Below are 18,035 nucleotides of genomic sequence, written 5' to 3'. Positions count from 1 at the left end.
GAACGGGTCAGGAACTGGCTGATCTTGGCGAGGACGCCATCGATGGGCTTTTCCTTGCCGTCGGCGGAGAATTTGGAACGGCTTTGGGTGGCGAACTGGCCGCTCGAGCTATTGGACGACCCCGAGCCCGTCAGCCCCAGCTCCAGACTGGACTCAGAGGTGAGGCCCAGGGCGCGGACGTAGAACGTGCGGGTCTGGGTACGGTAGAAGCGGATCGCGCCGACCTTGTCGTCGTAGCGCCAGTAGATGCCCAGCCGCAAGGCGATCGCGTCCAGGATCGAGGCGAGCGGGGCCTGGCCGGGCGGCAGCGGTTCCATCTTGACCCGCGCGGCGCCGGCCGGTAGCGTCGGCCCGGAAACGCGGCTGCTTGCAGGCGTTGGCACGAGAGCGGGCACCAGCACGTCGGCCGGCGTGGGCTCGGCCGAGACGGCGGAATTCAGCGGCTGCTGACCGCCCAGGCGTGGCAGGAAGTCGTCACGCGGCAGCAATGCGTCCGGCGCGACCTGGGTGAGGATGCCGGTCGCGGCCTGGATCCGTTCCGCCAGCGTGGTGAGACCAACCGCGCCGCCCTCGAAAAGGAGTGTCGTATTGACATGCGCGCGCAGCGCGGGCGGCAGCGTGACGTCACGGGCCAGGGGCTGGGGACGCCCCGCGATCCAGGGCAGTCCGACCACCTGGCCCTTGGCGCGGTCCGTGTCCTGCGCCTGGTCCTTGAAGTCCTTGACGGAGTGGCGACCCTCGCCGCCTTGGGTGTCGGCGAAGGCGGTGATGGCGTCGGTGGAGCGCAGCGCCGAGCATCCTGCCAGCGCGGTGAGCGCGAGGATGCCGGCGACAATTCGTAGGGCTGTCATGAAGTGTCCTATGTCGGCCGCGCCCTATGGGCGGGCCCTCGGTGCCGTGGTGCGGTCGCAGGTCTGGTTAAACGGGATGATCCGAAGCACCTTGTTGGCGTAGAAGCACGGCCGCACTGGGGAATCGGTAAGCGCGATGGAGTTCGTCAGCGCCTGGGTGGCTTCCTCAAAGGAGGCGGCAGGAAAATCCGCCGACGCCTCGATCGGTAGATCGAAAGCGACTTCCCACTGATCGGGGCCGAAGGTCCAGTTGGCGTCCTTGGCCCAGCGCCCCAGGGCCTGCCGGACCGTTTTGTCCTGAGGGCCCAGGTGCCAGATCCGTTTGACGACAATCGCAGCGGCCGTGATCTTGATGGGCTCTGCCGCGACGATGTCGGCACCTGTTTTGGGTGTCGGTGCGGCTGCCATTGGCACGGAAGCGGCCGGGGCCTCGGGTTTTTGCTTCCCGGTTTTACCGGTAGGCGTGGTTGCGATCACGGCCGGTTTGGCGGACGTGGCCGCAGCCAACGGTGGTGTCGCGCTGTGGACGGCTGCCGGCGGGCTTGCATCGGCGGTCTTCACCTCCTGTTGCGGCTTCGACGCAGGCGCCGCCTCTGTCTTTGCCGGCGCGATGGGGATCGGGATGGCCAGAGGATTTGCCGACTGGGCAGGTTGCCCTTTGGCCCTAGGCTCGTCCGGCTTGTTCACCGGTGCTGAGGCGGGAATCGCTGATTTCGGCGCGGGCGGTTGAGGCTCCGATGGTGACTCGCCGTTTGCGATGGCAACGTGCTGTGGGGGAGTCGGCGCCGGCGGCGTTGCTTCGTTGCCATCGTACTGGCGCGGATCCCCATGATTGACCGCGACGCGCGGAGTGTCGGCGGGCATGGGGGGCTTGGGCGGTACAAATCCGCAGGCCGAAAGCAGGCAGGCCGCCGACAGGCCGGCAGCCAGGGAAAGGACTTTCATGAAATCTCCGGGTAAATGCGGACGGCCTGTGGCCGGTCAATCCGTGGCGGGAGGGGGCCGTTCAGGCGTCCAGGGCGCGTGGCCGAGGCGATCAAGTTCCTGATGGACGGCGCGCAGTTCGGCCGGGGAGGCTTGCTTGCGGGCAAGTAGCAGGAGTTCCAGCAGCAGCGGTGTCGGTGCTGCGCCTCCTGATTCAGATTCGTCTCGATCCAAAAGCGCCAAGCGCAGTTGCGAGACGTGATCTTCGACGTGGTCGTCGATTTCCAGGCGGGCGCGAAGGTAACCGGACAGTGTCATGCCACGTTCTGCAGCTGCGGCCTCGTAGCGCTTCCTTGCGGCGTCTGACAGCCGAAAGCTAATGGGCCGCTCAAGGAGCTGCATGAAGCCTGCCCTCTTCGACGAGGATCTCTCCCAAGGCTTCCGCGAAGGCTCGCCGGAATGTCTGCAGCCGGGCGTGTCGTTCGACACCGCTGTCATTTGCCTTTTCTTGGCAGTGTTCACGGAACTTGAGGTCTCGGAATTCCATCGCACTGAGATCCGTGTCGGCCTGGAAAAAGCCTCGAGCGGCTTGGCGAGCGGCTCGGGCTGTGGAGGGGAATACGAGAGGCGCGCTGGTGCAGCGCACCGCCGAATTCGGGGCTTTGCGCATATGCATAGATTCTCGGCTTGGATGGGCAACGGCTCGCAGCGAAGTTCGTCCTCGGCCCATTTAATGGCGCGAAGTGCAGACTGATGCCACTTCTACAGCGTCGTGAGAGTCGGCGTTGCGCGAGGCGTTACGGTGATGTGGGTGGGGGAGTGACGCGTCTGGCTGTTTTACGCTGGGGTCATGCTATTTGGCTGGTCGCGTTGGAAACAGTGTAAGTACCAGCGCGCGGCTACCATCATGCATGACATGCGGATAGCCGGACCAGGTAGACCAAATCTTGACCAAAGACGATGAAACGAGGTGAAAAATGAGCAAAATCGCCGCAGGTTTGGAATGTGGTTAAACCTGCAAGTCGCTGATATTGCGGCGATTTCGCTTTCACATATTTGTAGATGTCGTGACTTTTAATCCGTTGGTCGCGCGTTCGAGTCGCGCACGACCCACCAATAATGCCCTTAGAATCAAGTGCTTAACGCCACCCTCGCGGTGGCGTTCGCTTTTGTGCCTGCTGCGGTGCCTGCCTATTACAACGCATACCGGAATCCCCACTAGCCTTCCGGCCCGCGCGCAATGGGACGACACTTGCGATGGTGCCCGCGCGCGCCGGATAGCTTGGAAGCAAGGCGCGCGACGGCAATTGTCGCGATGAATCGAGGACATCCGCCATGGACGAACAGACCATCCAAACTTACTCGACAAAAGCCGATCGCTTCGCGGCGGAGTGGCGCGACCAGCCTCCGCCGGTGGATATGTACGCACTCTTGCAGCGCTACTTCACGCGAGGAGGCAAAACCGCCGACATCGGTTGCGGCGCGGGCCGCGACGTCGCGTGGCTTAACGAAAATGGCTTTCCCGCCACCGGCTACGACGCCGCGGAAGGATTGCTCGTCCAGGCCACGGCCGAATTTCCGTCGCTGGATTTCAAGCTCGCCGCCCTTCCCGAGCTGGAACCTATTCCGCAAGCATCCTATAACAACGTGCTCTGCGAAACTGTCCTCATGCATTTGCCCCCTGACGAGATCACGCACGCTTGCGTCCGCCTGCTCGACATTCTCAGGCCAGAGGGCACGCTGTACCTGAGCTGGCGCGTCGCGGAATCGGCCTCTACCCGTGATGCTGGCGGGCGACTATACGCGGCGTTCGATGCTGCCCGGGTGCGGGATGCCTTGGGCGGTACGAAAATCTTGCTCGATGCCGAAGCCGTGAATGCATCGTCGGGCCGGCGCGTGCATCGACTCGTCGTGCGGCGATAGCGGTCGTCACCGGTCTGGCTTCGTGACGGCCGACATTTGCCGCGTATGCGCGCTGTTAAAATTCTAAGGTATTACGGCGTGCCGCCTCCCGGGCAGTTATAGCTTGAACACCTTCATCGCGTTGTCGCCACGCACTGCGTCGTATTGCGCCTGCGGCAGCGTCGCCGTGTTGATGAACGCGCCTTTCGTATCGTGTACCTGGTGCGGCCAATCACGACGGGCGTGTTGCCGCGGAAGATCTCGTGCTGTCCGTCCGGACGCGTCTGGATGTTATAGATCCCCCTTCCGCTTGATGAGCCGCAGCCATTCATGGGTAAAGGCATGGGTGTGTACATCAATGACCGGCATGTGTTGCCTCCTGATAAGCGATGCCGCGAGGACTCTTTTCGGGGATCATGATCGCGCCCAGCAGGCCCAGGGCGAAGAAGACCGCGCAATAATGGGCCGGCATCAGCGGGTTACCCGTTGCGTGCAGCAACCAGGTGAGCACCATGGGGGAGAATCCGCCGAAAACCGACGCCGCGATGTTGTAAGAGATCGCCAGCCCGGTCGAACGTATCTCGGTGGGAAAGAGAATGGCGCTCATGGTTGGCATGGGGCTGGTCGAAGCGCCGATAAGCAGGGCGAAAACCAGCTCCACCGTCATGATGGAGCCCATCGACGGTGACTGGATAATCCAGTAATACGCCGGGTACAGCACGATAAGGAACAGGCCGAGCGCGCCGATAATCATCCGGCGCCCGCCGATGCGGTCGGCCATCAGGCCGAATAGCGGAATGGTCAGCACGCGCAGTAGGATGCTCGCAAGCAGGACGTTGAACGGCAAAGCCACGGGCATATGCAGGTTCTGCACCGCGTAAATGGGCAGGTAGATGATGATCACATAGCCCATGACATTGAGCGCCGCGCTCAGTCCCATCGCGATGAACAAGGCTCTGGGATACTGCGAAAACACCGCGCCCAAGGGCACCTTGACGCGTTTGTCCAGCGTTCGAAATGCTTCGGTCTCCGGTATATTGCGGCGGATATAGAAGCCTACCGGCCCGATCAGCAGGCCGAACAGAAAAGGTATGCGCCAAGCCCATTCGTTCAGGGCTTCCGGTGTGAAGGCATGCGTAAGCGCGCTGCCCATGGCCACGGCAAGCAAGGCGCCCAGCGCTTGCGCGAACATCTGCCAGCTGCCGTAGAAGTTCCTCCTGCCCCGGGGCGCATACTCCATCAGCATCGCCGTGGCGGTGCCGAATTCCCCGCCCGCCGATATTCCTTGCAACAGGCGCGCACACAGCACGATAGCAGGGGCGATCAGGCCGATCTGCTGAAAGCCCGGCGTGAAGGCGATCATCGCCGCAGCCACCGTCATCAATGCGATGACCACGGTAAGTCCGGCCTTGCGTCCCTTGCGGTCGGCATACCGGCCCAGCAGTATGCCGCCCAGCGGGCGCACGATGAAACCCGCGCCAAAGGTGGCGGTGGCGAGCATCAGTGCGGCGTGCTCGCTGTCGCTCGGGAAAAACTGCTTCGCGATGATGATCGACAGGAAGCCGAACACCACGAAGTCATACCACTCCAGCACATTGCCCAGCGTGGACGCGACCGCACCCCGCCAATTGCCGCCCGTACTGCTTTTGCGCATTGCTTTCTCTCGGTTCCCATTCCTTGTCCGCCCGGTTTGCATGGCGCAATCGGTAGCGGCGTCACCGCGCGCCGCCGGCGGGCATGCTACGACACGGCAGCGGTCCTGGCGCTGGGCATTTGTAGAACGGTAACTTTCCCTAAATGCCCGGCTCAGAAATTTCCTATTTTTCCCGCATAGCATGTTGCCTAGACTTCGGCACATTAAGGTGTCGGGGCGACTGACAGGCAATCCACGCTGATTCCATGCGTGGGGTGCCACGATCCAGGTCTCCGCAAGGCGACCGCCCGTTACCTCGGTGACCACGTTGGCCCGTTTGTCGCATGCCAACGATCACGATTCCGCGTGTCCACAACGCCCGGACGTTGCCGTGGGTATCACCCTGACCCCTCTGCCCTCGGCGCCCGGCTGGCGCCGCCAACCTTACGCGTATGGTCGATCGACGCATTCGGCCGACCTGGACACCTATGTCTCAAATTCTGAATCGGCCCGTTCGAATCTGCCTGCTCGGCGAATTCCAGCTGATCGTCGACGGCGTGGACAAAACGCCCTCGATCGCCTATGGAAAACCCAAACTGCTGCTGGCAATGCTGGCGCTTTCCTTGGACAAGAAGCAGTCCCGGGCGGCACTGGCGGAGCTCCTGTGGCCGAACTGCGCTTCCGGCGCCCGCGCCAATCTGCGCCACGCTCTGTGCGTGCTCCGGCATGTGCTGGGCCCGATGGAAAAAGCGATCATCTCGACATCCAGCATGCTGTCGATAGACCAGAATCTGGTGACCGTCGATGTTCTGGCACTCTGCGGCATCGGGCCCTACGCGAGGCTTACGCTTGAAGAGCGTCTTGGTCACGACAGGGGCGATCTGCTCGAACACATGGTGACGCCGGTCAACGCGGCGCTGTCCGCCTGGCGCATGAGCTGGCAGTCGCGACTGTCGCAAGAGGTCTCCCAATGCCGGCAGGCGTATATCGCCCAATTGTGCGCGGCCGGAAAAATACAGGACGCCCTGGCCAGCGCGCGCCAGTGGGTGCAGGTCCATCCGGGGGACGAGCACGCGCATCGCGACCTGATCAGGATGCTGCGGGATACCGGTCGCCGCGAGTCCGCGATGAAGGCTTACGAGCATTGCGTCGCCGTCATGGGCGAATACTATGGAACGACGCCTTCGCTGGAAACGCGCTCGCTGCTCGATGTCTCCGCATCGAACGAGCGGGCGGTACAGACGGCGTCATCCACCAACGACGATGCGCGCCCGCTTGCCGTGCTGGCCGTGGCGATCGGGCACGATGGCGACGGCATGCCTGGCGAGGAGATCATCGACCGCGTGCAGGCGGCCCGCCAACGGCTGGTTCGCCTGGCCCAGGCGGCGGGCCGGCGCGTTTGCCTCGGGGCCGACGGCAATCTGGCGATTCTCTTCGGGTATCCCACATTGAACGAGCGCCCCACCGAGTCCGCGGCCCGCCTGGCATGCTATATCCGTAAATGCGCGATCTCGCCGCACGTGTCGCTGGGCATGGGCATCCATGCCGAATTGGCGCGGGTTCCCGCGGACAACGGGACGCTGCCCATGATGCTGGTGGGACAAAGAGCATTGCGCCTGGCCTACCTGGCCGAATCCGGCGAGACGCTGCTGACCGATTCCGCCCAGTCGCGCCTCAGCGATCGTTTCGTGGTTCGCCCGGACGAACGTTACGGCCTGCGCGTCGGTGTGCTCGAGGGGCAGTCGCAGGCCATCACCGTACATCGCATGTTCGGCAGGACAACCGAATTCGATATCCTGGTTCGCCGCTGGAACAGCCTGCGCAAGGGCGAGCGGCCGCATCTGATGTACCTGCGCGGCGAACAGGGCATCGGGAAGTCCCTGCTCGCACAGGTATTCGCCGAATACGTGCGACGCGGCGGCGGGGCGGTCACCTTCCTGCGCTGCGACCAGGAGAACAGGCAGATCGCACTGCATCCTTTCCACGAGTATTTCCTCTCCCGTCTTGCCGTCCAGGATGGCGTCGGTCCGCGTACTGGAGATGATGCGGAACTGGGCTATGCGCGCGCCATAGAATCCCTGGGCTATCGCATCGGCCTGGACAAGGCCACGAGCGGTATGCTGGTGGACTATTTCATCGGGCAGCGCGGCGCCTCGAGCGGCACGGCTTCCGGCGGGCCGGATTCCGAGGCGCTTATCCTGCCGCTTACGAATCTGCTGCTTGATGGGGATGCTCCCAGCCAGGCCTTGCTTATCCTTGTCGACGACACCCAATGGGCGGATACGACGACGCGGACCCTTCTGTCCGCGCTGCTGAAGCAGAGCAGGCGCGACCCGGTCATGGTTCTCCTGTGTGGCCGCGGCATGAATATCAGCGTGCCCATAGACGAGACCATCACGATGCCGCCGCTGCGCCGCGATGCCATGGTGCAATTGGTCGCCTTCCGCGGCAAGGACAAGCGTCTTTCCAGCAAAGTGCGTCGCCGCATCGTTGAAAAGGCCAGGGGTATTCCGCTTTACGCGGAGCAGATGGTCCGCCAGTGTCCCGCGGATATCGAAGAGGAGCCGCCCGTGTTGATCCGCGATCTGCTCGCCGCGCGTGCAGTCTACGAACGTGAAGATACGATCGATGTGGCGATGCCACGACTGGCCGCGGAATACACCGCGCCCTTTCTCGAAGCCGATTGATCTCCTGTCAGGGCGTTCCGGAACCATACCTCGGGCATTGACACTGACCGGTCCCACGATATGCCGAGGTTTTTATGAATATGGTATCGCCCGACGGAGACTCACATGGACGCGCATAAGCTGATTGCGCTGTTCGGGGAGGAAAGCGGCGTCCCGCTCACTTTGGGTGAATCCGGAACCATCGATCTGATATTCGACAATGACGTTACCGTCACGCTCGAACACGATGATCCCCAGGACATGCTCCACGCGTATACGGTCTTGGGGCAGGAGCCCGCGGAAACGGAACAACAGCTGGCCCTGTACCGCGACATGCTCTCCGCCAATGCCTTCGGCCATGAAACGGAAGGCGCCGCCTTGTCGCTGGACGATCGCACCGGCGAAATTCTGCTAACCCGCCGGCTGGAGCTGGCCGATGCGACAGTCACGCAATTGCGCCGCATCGTGGAAAGCATGGTGGACGTATCGCTGAGCTGGCGTGAAAAGCTTTCCACGATATGTCATACCCTGACAGCCCCACCCGCCGGCATCAGTGCCAGGGTGGCGCCCCCGGGAAGCGGGCTGCGCGCGTGATATCCCCGGGGGCTATACCAGCCCCATATCGCGCGCATGGGCGTACAGTTCCGCGTCGTTGCGTGCTGCTAGCTTGCGCATGGCGTCCATCTTCTGCCGACTGGTAGTCTTGGCGCTGACTCCCAGGATCTCCGCAATCTGGTTGTTGCTATACCCTTGCGCGAACAACCGAACGACTTCCATTTCTCGCGGGGATAGCTGCACGGGCTCGGCGACTTGAGTCCGCGGTACGCCCAGGGCCGCGAACTCGCGTTGCACATTCTCCGTCACATAGGTGCGTCTGCTCGCCGCGCGTTGCACCGCCGTTGCGATTTCACGCACAGCCGCGCTTTTCTCCACCAGGGCCAATGCGCCGGCTTGCAGGATAGGCGAGGTCAATGCGGGCGACGCCATCTTCGTCAGGACTACGATTCTTATCTCGGGGAACTTCGCCTTGAGTTGAAGCAACATTGCCAACCCGTCGGGTTGTTGCGAGCCGGGCATTGAAAAATCAGTCACCAATACATCGCAGGGGTGTTTGGACAGGCAGGAAAACAGGCTATCTGGAGAGTCTGCCGTTGCGACGACGTGTATGTCGCTTGATGCTTCCAGGGCATTCTTCATGCCGAGCAGTACTACGGGGTGATCATCGGCAAGTATGACTCGAATCATTGACGGTAAGCGCTTTGATAAAGCTCGGCCCCTGTCGGTGCGACACGGAATAGCGGATAAGGGACACACCTTTGCGGCGCGCGCGTTCGACTACGGGTAGCGGGTCGCTCCCGTGTGGTATCCATAAGTTTCGCTCCTGACCGGTGGAAGCTTCGTTAAATGGATTTTTGTCTCTACGGTCAGCCAGGCGCGGCGCGCTGCGACGCTACCCAGCGCACCGGCCCCAGGGTCCGCCACACGAGTTCGGGCGCTGGATCAAGCGTCCGTCTGGTCCTCCTGTTCGAAGTCGTCGTCATCCTGTATGTGTGCAAGATCCTTGCCGGCGGTCGCCCCGATATTTGCCGCCGCGCGTGTCTGACGGCGATATCCCGAAGGCGTGATGCCTTGGTCCCGGTGAAACGCAACCGAAAAATTGCATACGCTTCGGAAGCCCACATGGTTTGCGACTTCACGAACAGGCATGCCTGTCTGAGCAAGCAGGCGGCGCGCTGTTTCCATCTTCTGGCCGAAGATCACCTTGTGCGCAGATTGCCCCATTTTGGATTTGAACAGCGCCGACAGCTTGCGTTCGTTGGTGCCGACTTGACGGGCGAGTTGGCGTACCGTGTGAATGCTGCCGACGTCGGTGGAGATTGCATTCAGGGCATTGCGCAACAGCAGTTCCTCCGCCGCCGGTGTATGCGACCGCTGCGTCGACGTCGTGTCGCGGCCCGGCATCCTGCGCAGGTGCACCGATATGCGGGCAAGCAGTTCTTCCGGATACAACGGCTTGGCGAGGCAGTCAATAGCGCCCAGCGAAAATGCCTCGTGGCTGGCTGTCTGGCGTTCCTGGTCGAGCAGAAAGATAAGAGGGATGGATTGCGTATCCGGCGTCTGCATCAGCAATCGGCCCATCATGAAAGGGTCCATGTCGTGCATGGCACCATCCACCAGGATGATGTCGGGCCGCCACGCCTGGGCGTGATAATAGCCCTGCCATCCGGACGCAAGCGTTACGCGAAACAGCTGGTTCCGGAGGAAGTCGGTAGTGGCACGCAGAGCGATTGCGTCGTCCGACACAATCAACACGTGGCACGGCCGGCGGTGGGTAGCGGGAAGGGCGCTGCTCTGAATGGCGCCCGAAGAACCAGCCAGTGAAGCGGAATCCAGACCAGGCGCGATGCGGGGCTCGGATATGGTGGGATACCTCACGTCCTCTCCTTGTATGTCGATGCGGCTTCGCATATTTCCCGCTTCGTCAGCGGCTGCGGTAGGAAGCGCAATCTCCATCCTAGGGAAAGCTTGCGGGACGTGCCTTTAAAATCGCGCTCATATTTTTTGAAAAATACCGTTCGTCGCTTTTGGCATTTCATTGCCGCGTTTTATCAGTGTGGCGGGACCCGACAGGTGTCGGCGGAATGCAACCGGGCTGCAGCCCAATTGGCGTCGAAACGCCGACGCGAAATTGGCAGGGCTGGAAAAGCCCAGCTGATCGGCGATCTCCGCAACGGTCAGGGACCCGTCCTGCAGCAGGGCCCGAGCTTTTTCCATGCGTTGGTCGCGCAGATAATCATGGATCGTCTTGCCCAGCAGGCTGCGGAACGCATTCGTCAATCGCTTTTCGTTCACGCCGATCAGGCGTGCCAGATCCTTCTGCGAGGGCGCATCCGAAAGGTGGTCCACCAGATACTGCGTAGTGGTGTTGACGATGGCCTGCTCGTTGGATATGGCGACGAATCGCGGCTGCGCGATACCGGCTTCGGTGTTGGGCTGTATCGACAGATCGCGTGCCGCGGTTACCTCGGCACAAGGCCTCGCGGCGCGTTGAGCGATCTGCAATTGCACACGCACCCGCGCCAGTACTTCTTCCGGGTTGTATGGCTTGAGCACATAGTCCGCCGCACCGGCGTCGAAACCTTTGAGCCTCTCGTCCAATCCCGAGGATGCAGTGACGAAGATCACCGGGATATGCGCGGTGCGCGGATCTCCTTTCAGGAGCCGGCAGGTGGCGTATCCATCCACTCGCGGCATGGACACGTCCATCAGGATAACGTCCGGGGCAGGCTGTGTCGTGGCGCGCTCGTATGCCTGTCGGCCGTCTAACGCGACCAGGAGTTTGAAGTTCTCATGGTTCAGTAGCTGCACCAGCAGCCTGAGATCCGCGGGGCTATCGTCGACGAGTAGTAGACGAGCGCCTTGTTTGAATGCATGAGAGCTGGTCATGACGCGGTTCCCTCCGAACGCCCTCCGCGTAATCGCTAGACCTTGCTACGTTGAACTGCGGAGGTATAGCAATTATTAACATACGGGAACGATCATTTCCACCTTTTGTTGCAAGGCTTCTCATCATTTCGAATGAAATGCGTTGCATCGTGATCATGCGCATGGAGTTTGTATTTCTATCGATGCAAATCACGAGCTTTTTATCGTGACGCCCATAAAGGCGTCACGCCATGTGACTCGCTTCAGGTGCCCACGATGCGGATGATGTCCTTGCAGCAACTGACAGTGAGCTTGATCATTCCCGCCACGCAGGCCGCCTTGTAACTTACGTTGCTGCTCAGCATCGCGAATTCTTGCGCCATCGCGATGTCCAGCGCCGGTGAGTTCATGTTGTCGCGAAACGAGGCATCGAGGCTGCTCGTTTCCCGATCCATGGGGTCGGCGCTGGTCGCGGTAGAGGTGTTGCTGATCATCATGGGCTTGCTCCGTATGGGAAGTTGGATCTATCGTGCCTGGCCAAAATGCCGGACATCGCGATGCTTACCGACGCTGCGACAGTGCGGCCAGGACGGTCTGCGCGGCTTTCGATGCCTCCGCCAGTGCGGCGGCGCGCGCGTGCTCCTGTCGGCGCAGCGGCGTACGCATGAGGCGCCGCGCCGCGCTTTCGATGTCGCGCATCTCGTACAGCATCGATTCGCGTGCATCGTCGCCGATGGGATAGCCGAACATTTCGAGGACTTCGGCGATGTCCGCCTGGCTGGGTGCTTGGACCATTGGGTTTTCTCGTGCGAGGGTCATGAGACCCGTTGTTATCTGCGGATGACCGTGGTGGTGGGGCCGTCGAATACCACGCTGCCGTCCTCGATGGAGGTCAGTCGGTAAACGCCGTGCGTTCCACCGACCGCGATGCGGGTTCCGTCATCGAGGACCACCCACGGCTGTTGTCCACCGACGACCGTCTGCACGCGGAACGGAATGGACTCCACCAGGGTGCTATCGTCGCCGTCGATCCGCAATGCGTTGGCATGGCGGTGATTCAGCGTATCGACGATTTCCTTCAGCTTCTCGCGCTGTGATGGGCCCCATCCTCGCGGGTCTACCCGCACGGCCTTGTTCTTCCAGACGGAAGAGGGCACCGGCAGACCGGCTGCCGCGGCGGCTTGATTCAGGGCGTCGGCGACTTCGGTAGCGAGAGTCAGTTTCATCGGTGGCCACGGTTCTGTCGCGACGTTCTCGTGCCATCGCTGGTATGCCTGCTGGCGGGCGACGTCGGATCCAGCGGTGCCGTGTATCGCCAGTCCGTCCGAGTCGGTACGGACGAGCACGAGCAGGACATCGAGGTCGCGCATGTTGTCGCCCATGCTGGCCTCGACCTCGGTCTCTTTGCCTACCCGCATGGCGGGGAGCGGCCATATGGTGCTTAGCGCCGTTGCCAGACGGTCGTGCTCCCGCTCGTCGCGCACCCATCCCGTTACGACGACCTCTTGATCTTTGCCCGCCATGGCGCGGACGCGTGGCGCGTATCCGCGCTCCGCCAGCAGGCTCTGAGCCCGCAACAGCATGTCCGGATCGCGGGTCTGCCCGGATCGCGTGTTCAGCGTCGGCGGCGCCTTGGCCGGGGGGAAGGAGGCCACGCTGCCGAAAACCAGTACGATCAGCAGCCCGCCTACCGCCCAGCGCAATCCCAGTCCCTTGCGTCGTCGCGACGTCCGCGCGCGCGCGGCATGTTGGCCGGATATCGCCGGCCGGCCGGCCACATCCTGATCATCCGCAAGCCACCCATCCGGCGCCGTTGCGGCGGTCGCAGGCACCGCGGTGGCGACGTCCTTTGCCCTGGCGGCGCGCGCGTGTTCGTCCGGTGAGCCGTTTGCGGCAGCGCGCGCCGCGGCGACCTGGCCGGCGTCAGGCCATGGATCGGCGGCCGGCGCGACCGTCAATAGCACCGGTCCGAGCGGGAGCGGCGTGCCAAATCGGACTTCCCGTGCATTGCCGGCCGGACCGTCGTGTCCATGTATGCCCCAGCTCGCCAGGCCGATACGCAGACGCCCGGCCTCCGCGGCGATTCCCTCGTCGCATAGCACCACGTGGCAATGTCCCTGCGAACCGATCAGGGCGCCATCCTGCACCGCGCACCGCGCACCGTCGTGGATGCCGGACAGAACCCGAAGTTCCAGGTCTTGCGTCATGGCTGCGCTCCGCTGTCAAAGAGCCGGTATGCATCATGACTCATAGATCCACCCGGGCGAGCGGCTGTACATTGATTTCCGGGACCAGCTCCTGGTAGGACAGGACGGGGAGTTGGTACAGGTCCTGTTCGATGAGCTTGCGGACGTAGCGACGAATGTCCATCGAGGTCAGAATCACCGGTCTGGCTACCGTCGTTTCCAGGGTTCCCACGGTGCGTCGGATGCTTTCCAGCAATGCCTGGGATTTTTCGGGGTCCATGGCGAGATAGCTGCCTCCGGCGGTCTGCCGGATCGCGTCGCGTACCACGTCCTCCACATCCGGTGCCAGCAGATACGACGGCAGGAAGCTTTGGCCGTTCGAGTATTTGTGGCTGATGTATCGCTTCAATGCCATTCTGACGTATTCGGTCAGCAGGACAATGTCCTTTTCTTTCTGGGCCCATTCGACCAGCGCCTCGAGGACAGCGCGCATATCCCGTATGGAGATCTCCTCGGAAACCAGGCGTTGAAGGATTTCCGCGATCTTCTGTATCGGCATGACGCGGTGCGCTTCCTTCACCAGTTCGCCGAAGTTCTCTTCCATGGCGGTCAGTAGTTGCCGCGTTTCCTGGATGCCGATGAACTGCGACACCTGCTTGCGAAGCACGATGGACAAATGCCAGTTCGGTACCTGGTGCGGCAACAGATAAGGCACGCCAGCGCCTTCGAGCACGGGCACGTGGTCGCGGGATACCCAGAAGGCGGATTCGTTGGCCAGTCCGCCCGTATCGCGCTCGTAGGGGATGCCCATCGCGTCCAGGTTGCGCGAACCTTCGCGCACGAGAACCGTGCCGCTCTTCAATGTCCCGCGCACGAACGGAACTTCGAACAGCAGTACCTGGTAAGAGCGATCGCCAAGCTGCTTTCCCCGGCGCAGGCGGAGCTCCGGCAGCGGTACGCCCAGTTCCTGGTAAACGGCGTAGCGGACCGCGGGGAACTCGCCTGTCAACGCGGCCTCGTCGAGCTCGGACGCCAAGGTTTCGGAAATTTCCAGCGTCACGGGTTCGGCTGGCGCGAACTTGGGCGCCTCGCTTGCCTCCGTCGGCTCATCGCCCTGGCCGCCGAAAGCGCCGTCGGCCGCCTTGCCGCTGGAGCCGGCCGCTGCGCCGCCGCGCGCCGGGCGGGGCGCATTCAGCAGGACGTAGCCTGTTAGCCCGATGACCGACGCCAGTACCAGGAAGACCACGATAGGCATGCCGGGAATGAGGCCGATGCCCAGCGCGATCACCGCGGCGACGATCAGTGCCCGGGGGTGAGCCATGACCTGGGCGCCAATGTCGGCGCCCACGTTCGAGGGTTTGTCGCCGGTCGGCACACGGGTAACGATGATGCCCGCGCAGATTGCGGTCAACAGGGCCGGGATCTGCGAGATGAGTCCATCGCCGACACTAAGGATCGAGTAGGTAAGCGCGGCGTCGGCGGCGCTCATGCCTCGTTGAACGGACCCGATGAGCAGCCCCCCAAGCAGGTTGACGGCGACGATGATCAGCCCGGCGATGGCGTCTCCCTTGACGAACTTCATTGCCCCATCCATCGCGCCATAAAGCTGGCTTTCCTTTTCGACCACGCTGCGGCGGCGGCGCGCCTCGTCCATCTGGATCGCGCCCGCGCGCAAGTCGGCGTCGATCGACATTTGCTTGCCAGGCATGCCGTCCAGCGAAAAGCGTGCGGCGACCTCCGCCACGCGTTCGGAACCCTTCGTGATGACGATGAACTGGACGATGGTGAGGATCAGGAACACCACCAGGCCGACCACCAGATTCCCTCCCACCACGAAGTTTCCGAAGGTGTCGATGATGTGGCCGGCATCGCCGTCCAGCAGGATCAGCCGCGTCGTGGAGATGGATATGCCCAGGCGGAACAGCGTCGAGACCAGCAGGACGGCGGGAAACGAAGAGAATGCCAGCGCCGAGGGCAGGTAGATCGCCACCATCAGCAGCACACAGGACAGCGTGATGTTGGCTGCGATCAGGGCATCCATGACTGCCGTCGGCATGGGCAGAATCATCATGAACACGATGGCCATGACGGTGGCCGCCAGCAGGATGTCGTTGCGGCTGGTCGCTATGGCGATGATGCGTCGGATTGCGTACATGAGGAAGGCTGGTGCTGACAAGCACCCCGGGTTACGGGGCAGTGCGGGGACGGTTGGCGGCGTAGGCCTTCATGACTTGCCGCGCTTCGTCGCGGCGCCCGCTGGCGACGAGCGCTTGCGCGCGCACGATGCGGCAAGAAGGGTGGGCGACCGCGCCCGGGCCCGCCTGGTCCAGTGTGGCAAGGGCCATGGCGGGTTGGTCCGCGCGCAACTGCGCGAGGGCGAGCAGGACAAGTGTCTGTCCTTGGCAGCCGCCTGCGTGATGGCAGGCTTCCAGCAGCGCCATGGCGTCGCGCGGGTTGCCGTTCTGTAGGTGGAGAAATCCCAGCACTTGCAACAGCTCGATGGACTCCGCTGGCAGGGTGCCCGAGGCGGTCCGGCTCATCCCTGGTACAGCGCGTTGCGGATAACGCGGGATTGGGTGCGCAGGACCACGTTGCGGTCCAGCACCTGAAGCGCGGCCTGCAGGATGGCCGACGATTGCCCCCCCTGGGCCGCGGTTTCCCGCAGGACGCGGCGGGTCTTCTGCAAGGCCTGGTCGAACGTCATCGGATCCCGGAGATTGGAGACACCGATCGGCGGCTGCAAGGCATGGAGCATCGCCATTTCCACGTTGGACTGATCCAGGAACCTGGCCAGCGCGGACTCCACCGGCGCGGGCGGCGCGATCGTAGGCCGCGTGGACGTGGCGACCCAGCCCTTGAAGTTGTCCAGGCCATGGCGGCGCGCGGGCACATCGGTGTCCCTCGCTGGATGCGCGCCATCGACCATGGAGGGCGCAGAGAGCAGGGAGGTGGACGAGATCATTCTGGGTACATCCTGGATTCGGGCCGGCGGCGGTAACACTGCTTGATGCGCGCATCCGCAATGGGACTCTCGCAACCGGCGGGCATGACACTGCCAGCTCTGGGCATGAATTGGCTGTGTGTAAGGTCACGGTAGTAACGGCCGGGTGGCGTTCCGTTCCGTCGTCATCGAAATATCGGATGAAGTGTTGAATGCGTGACGCCGCTGGGCGGAACCGGACCTTGGCGGGGAGGCACCTACGCCGCGAGTCCGCCTTGCGGGCTCTTTGCGGCAAACAAGGAGTTCAGAATGTACATATCAATCGGTGCGCCCAGGCATGGCGCCTACGGTAGCTATGGCGATACCGGAGGTGGCCCAGCCTTGCGGAACGCCTATGCCGACATACCCATCCACACCTGGCAGCAGGCCATAAGCCACGCAATCGCGACAAGCAATGAAGTCTCGCAGTCGCATGGAGACACACTGGTTCAGAACAACAGGGAGTCAGCGCGGCTTATCAGGAAAACCCGCCAGAACAACGAGGTGCGGGCGGCTGTGGGAGACTTCCTCGAGCTCTTCCCGATTCCCAGCGGCAAGGAGAACAACAACCCTTCGCTCAAGCAACTGGAAGACATTCTCGCCAAGCGAGCCAAGGAAAGCGAAGATACCAGCTACAAAGGGGGGCCGGCCTATGACAAGGAAAAACTGTCGGAAATGAACCGCATGTTGAAGGACATCGGTATGGTTCCGGGATCGGAGAATTCCACCAAGGGCGAGTTGGAAACCCTTAGGACCCGGCTGGACGGACTCCGCGATGAAATCTCCGGGTTCCAGACCATGGCGAACTCGCAGCAGGGCATGCTGGTCGGCAACATCAGCCAGCACCAGACCAGTGTCCAGGGCTTGATCAAGGCCAATCAATCGATCGGCATGGGCTACGCGCGGATTCCGGGTTCTGTCTGATGGCAGCGGCTTATCGCGGCCGGGTTCAGGGGGCCGATATCCTGGCCCAGGTGCGCAAGATCCTCAAGGACGGGCGCCCTCTGGGTGATTCCGTCGGGATTCCGGCGGAGGATAGGCACACCTTGTACGCCGTGGCCTATAAGGTGTATGCCGAAGGCCGATACGACGTGGCGCAGCATCTCTTCGCGCAACTGGTGACGTACGACCATCACGAGCCTCGGTATATGAAGGGGTTGGCGGCCGCCACCCAGATGCTCGGAGACCATGAACAGGCCATGCGAATGTATTCCGTGGCGGCACTCATGGATGCGGACGATCCCGCCGTAGTCATGCATGCGGGCGATTGTTTCCGCGCGATGGGCAAGCATGCCCGCGCGCTGGCGTCATTCGACCTCGCACGCGCGATGTGCAGCAAGGCCGAGCATGAACCGGTGAGGCGGCGCTGCAATCAACTCCTGGCCCGGCTGAGACCTGCCGCCTGATTCACCGATTTCGTATTTTTTCGCGCACTTCCGCGCTTCTATTCGAAATTTCCAATATTAA

General features: G+C 62.5%; 18 protein-coding genes and 1 pseudogene. 6 read left to right on the top strand and 13 right to left on the bottom strand.

Going from position 1 to position 18,035, the window contains the following annotated elements; all coding sequences use genetic code 11:
* From ACO1P8_RS05555 to ACO1P8_RS05545, 3 genes and pseudogenes are all read right to left on the bottom strand, one after another.
* Positions 1–851, bottom strand: a pseudogene (locus ACO1P8_RS05555) (hypothetical protein); the annotation flags it as partial.
* Between the two features lie 24 nt (positions 852–875).
* On the bottom strand, positions 876–1,796 hold the full coding sequence (locus ACO1P8_RS05550; RefSeq protein WP_486294906.1) for a toxin co-regulated pilus biosynthesis Q family protein: 921 nt from the start codon (positions 1,794–1,796) through the stop codon (positions 876–878).
* 36 nt (positions 1,797–1,832) lie between these two features.
* The gene (locus ACO1P8_RS05545; protein WP_486294905.1) at positions 1,833–2,177 is read right to left on the bottom strand and encodes a hypothetical protein; all 345 of its coding nucleotides are present in this window, start codon (positions 2,175–2,177) and stop codon (positions 1,833–1,835) included.
* Between ACO1P8_RS05545 and ACO1P8_RS05540 the strand changes: the two genes are divergently transcribed.
* Positions 2,176–2,529, top strand: coding sequence for a hypothetical protein (locus ACO1P8_RS05540; RefSeq protein WP_486294904.1), 354 nt, complete (start codon positions 2,176–2,178; stop codon positions 2,527–2,529). The genes ACO1P8_RS05545 and ACO1P8_RS05540 overlap by 2 nt on opposite strands.
* 581 nt (positions 2,530–3,110) lie before the next feature.
* A complete protein-coding gene (locus tag ACO1P8_RS05535; protein ID WP_486294903.1) occupies positions 3,111–3,698 on the top strand; it encodes a class I SAM-dependent methyltransferase in 588 nt (195 codons plus the stop codon).
* Between the two features lie 334 nt (positions 3,699–4,032).
* On the opposite strand, the gene ACO1P8_RS05530 is transcribed toward ACO1P8_RS05535, so the two are convergent.
* The gene (locus tag ACO1P8_RS05530; protein WP_486294902.1) at positions 4,033–5,592 is read right to left on the bottom strand and encodes an MFS transporter; all 1,560 of its coding nucleotides are present in this window, start codon (positions 5,590–5,592) and stop codon (positions 4,033–4,035) included.
* A gap of 206 nt (positions 5,593–5,798) precedes the next feature.
* On the opposite strand from ACO1P8_RS05530, the gene ACO1P8_RS05525 reads away from it, so the two are divergent.
* Both ACO1P8_RS05525 and ACO1P8_RS05520 read left to right on the top strand, forming a co-directional pair.
* Complete coding sequence (locus ACO1P8_RS05525; protein ID WP_486294901.1) at positions 5,799–7,997, top strand: ATP-binding protein; 2,199 nt, start codon at positions 5,799–5,801, stop codon at positions 7,995–7,997.
* Between the two features lie 105 nt (positions 7,998–8,102).
* Complete coding sequence (locus ACO1P8_RS05520; protein ID WP_486294900.1) at positions 8,103–8,570, top strand: type III secretion system chaperone; 468 nt, start codon at positions 8,103–8,105, stop codon at positions 8,568–8,570.
* 12 nt (positions 8,571–8,582) lie between these two features.
* On the opposite strand, the gene ACO1P8_RS05515 is transcribed toward ACO1P8_RS05520, so the two are convergent.
* The 9 genes from ACO1P8_RS05515 to sctX form a co-directional block, all read right to left on the bottom strand.
* Positions 8,583–9,221, bottom strand: coding sequence for a response regulator (locus tag ACO1P8_RS05515; RefSeq protein ID WP_486294899.1), 639 nt, complete (start codon positions 9,219–9,221; stop codon positions 8,583–8,585).
* Positions 9,222–9,476: 255 nt separating this feature from the next.
* A complete protein-coding gene (locus tag ACO1P8_RS05510; protein WP_486294898.1) occupies positions 9,477–10,412 on the bottom strand; it encodes a helix-turn-helix domain-containing protein in 936 nt (311 codons plus the stop codon).
* Positions 10,413–10,529: 117 nt separating this feature from the next.
* Positions 10,530–11,423 carry a response regulator transcription factor gene (locus ACO1P8_RS05505; protein WP_486294897.1) on the bottom strand — a complete coding sequence of 298 codons (894 nt, stop codon included), beginning with the start codon at positions 11,421–11,423 and terminating at the stop codon, positions 10,530–10,532.
* A 242-nt stretch (positions 11,424–11,665) separates the two neighbouring features.
* Entirely contained in the window at positions 11,666–11,899 is a 234-nt protein-coding gene (locus tag ACO1P8_RS05500) for a hypothetical protein (RefSeq protein WP_486294896.1), read from the bottom strand.
* A gap of 64 nt (positions 11,900–11,963) precedes the next feature.
* Positions 11,964–12,197 carry a hypothetical protein gene (locus tag ACO1P8_RS05495; RefSeq protein ID WP_486294895.1) on the bottom strand — a complete coding sequence of 78 codons (234 nt, stop codon included), beginning with the start codon at positions 12,195–12,197 and terminating at the stop codon, positions 11,964–11,966.
* A 35-nt stretch (positions 12,198–12,232) separates the two neighbouring features.
* On the bottom strand, positions 12,233–13,609 hold the full coding sequence (gene sctD / locus ACO1P8_RS05490; protein WP_486294894.1) for a type III secretion system inner membrane ring subunit SctD: 1,377 nt from the start codon (positions 13,607–13,609) through the stop codon (positions 12,233–12,235).
* Between the two features lie 40 nt (positions 13,610–13,649).
* Positions 13,650–15,743 (bottom strand): type III secretion system export apparatus subunit SctV, encoded by a 2,094-nt coding sequence (gene sctV / locus ACO1P8_RS05485; protein WP_486294893.1) that lies wholly within the window; start codon positions 15,741–15,743, stop codon positions 13,650–13,652.
* Between the two features lie 31 nt (positions 15,744–15,774).
* The gene (gene sctY, locus ACO1P8_RS05480) at positions 15,775–16,128 is read right to left on the bottom strand and encodes a type III secretion apparatus assembly chaperone SctY (RefSeq protein ID WP_486294892.1); all 354 of its coding nucleotides are present in this window, start codon (positions 16,126–16,128) and stop codon (positions 15,775–15,777) included.
* Positions 16,125–16,550: a type III secretion apparatus assembly protein SctX gene (gene sctX / locus ACO1P8_RS05475; protein WP_486294891.1), complete on the bottom strand. Its 426-nt coding sequence runs from the start codon at positions 16,548–16,550 to the stop codon at positions 16,125–16,127. The genes sctY and sctX overlap by 4 nt, the downstream gene beginning before the upstream one ends.
* 288 nt (positions 16,551–16,838) lie before the next feature.
* Between sctX and ACO1P8_RS05470 the strand changes: the two genes are divergently transcribed.
* Both ACO1P8_RS05470 and ACO1P8_RS05465 read left to right on the top strand, forming a co-directional pair.
* Complete coding sequence (locus ACO1P8_RS05470) at positions 16,839–17,492, top strand: hypothetical protein (protein WP_486294890.1); 654 nt, start codon at positions 16,839–16,841, stop codon at positions 17,490–17,492.
* Positions 17,492–17,974, top strand: a complete 483-nt coding sequence (locus ACO1P8_RS05465; RefSeq protein ID WP_486294889.1) for a SycD/LcrH family type III secretion system chaperone — start codon at positions 17,492–17,494, stop codon at positions 17,972–17,974. The genes ACO1P8_RS05470 and ACO1P8_RS05465 overlap by 1 nt, the downstream gene beginning before the upstream one ends.
* The last annotated feature ends 61 nt before the right edge of the window (positions 17,975–18,035 follow it).

The organism is Bordetella sp. (genome assembly GCF_057362025.1).
This window is presented reverse-complemented; position numbering and strand designations above follow the sequence as displayed.

Excerpts from the sequence above, each read along its gene's own strand:
- ACO1P8_RS05550 (WP_486294906.1), bottom strand. The coding sequence starts at position 1,796 with ATGAAAGTCCTTTCCCTGGCTGCCGGCCTGTCGGCGGCCTGCCTGCTT.
- ACO1P8_RS05540 (WP_486294904.1), top strand. The coding sequence starts at position 2,176 with ATGAAGCCTGCCCTCTTCGACGAGGATCTCTCCCAAGGCTTCCGCGAA.
- ACO1P8_RS05545 (WP_486294905.1), bottom strand. The coding sequence starts at position 2,177 with ATGCAGCTCCTTGAGCGGCCCATTAGCTTTCGGCTGTCAGACGCCGCA.
- ACO1P8_RS05535 (WP_486294903.1), top strand. The coding sequence starts at position 3,111 with ATGGACGAACAGACCATCCAAACTTACTCGACAAAAGCCGATCGCTTC.
- ACO1P8_RS05525 (WP_486294901.1), top strand. The coding sequence starts at position 5,799 with ATGTCTCAAATTCTGAATCGGCCCGTTCGAATCTGCCTGCTCGGCGAA.
- ACO1P8_RS05520 (WP_486294900.1), top strand. The coding sequence starts at position 8,103 with ATGGACGCGCATAAGCTGATTGCGCTGTTCGGGGAGGAAAGCGGCGTC.
- ACO1P8_RS05515 (WP_486294899.1), bottom strand. The coding sequence starts at position 9,221 with ATGATTCGAGTCATACTTGCCGATGATCACCCCGTAGTACTGCTCGGC.
- ACO1P8_RS05505 (WP_486294897.1), bottom strand. The coding sequence starts at position 11,423 with ATGACCAGCTCTCATGCATTCAAACAAGGCGCTCGTCTACTACTCGTC.
- ACO1P8_RS05500 (WP_486294896.1), bottom strand. The coding sequence starts at position 11,899 with ATGATGATCAGCAACACCTCTACCGCGACCAGCGCCGACCCCATGGAT.
- ACO1P8_RS05495 (WP_486294895.1), bottom strand. The coding sequence starts at position 12,197 with ATGGTCCAAGCACCCAGCCAGGCGGACATCGCCGAAGTCCTCGAAATG.
- sctD (WP_486294894.1), bottom strand. The coding sequence starts at position 13,609 with ATGACGCAAGACCTGGAACTTCGGGTTCTGTCCGGCATCCACGACGGT.
- sctV (WP_486294893.1), bottom strand. The coding sequence starts at position 15,743 with ATGTACGCAATCCGACGCATCATCGCCATAGCGACCAGCCGCAACGAC.
- sctY (WP_486294892.1), bottom strand. The coding sequence starts at position 16,128 with ATGAGCCGGACCGCCTCGGGCACCCTGCCAGCGGAGTCCATCGAGCTG.
- sctX (WP_486294891.1), bottom strand. The coding sequence starts at position 16,550 with ATGATCTCGTCCACCTCCCTGCTCTCTGCGCCCTCCATGGTCGATGGC.
- ACO1P8_RS05470 (WP_486294890.1), top strand. The coding sequence starts at position 16,839 with ATGTACATATCAATCGGTGCGCCCAGGCATGGCGCCTACGGTAGCTAT.
- ACO1P8_RS05465 (WP_486294889.1), top strand. The coding sequence starts at position 17,492 with ATGGCAGCGGCTTATCGCGGCCGGGTTCAGGGGGCCGATATCCTGGCC.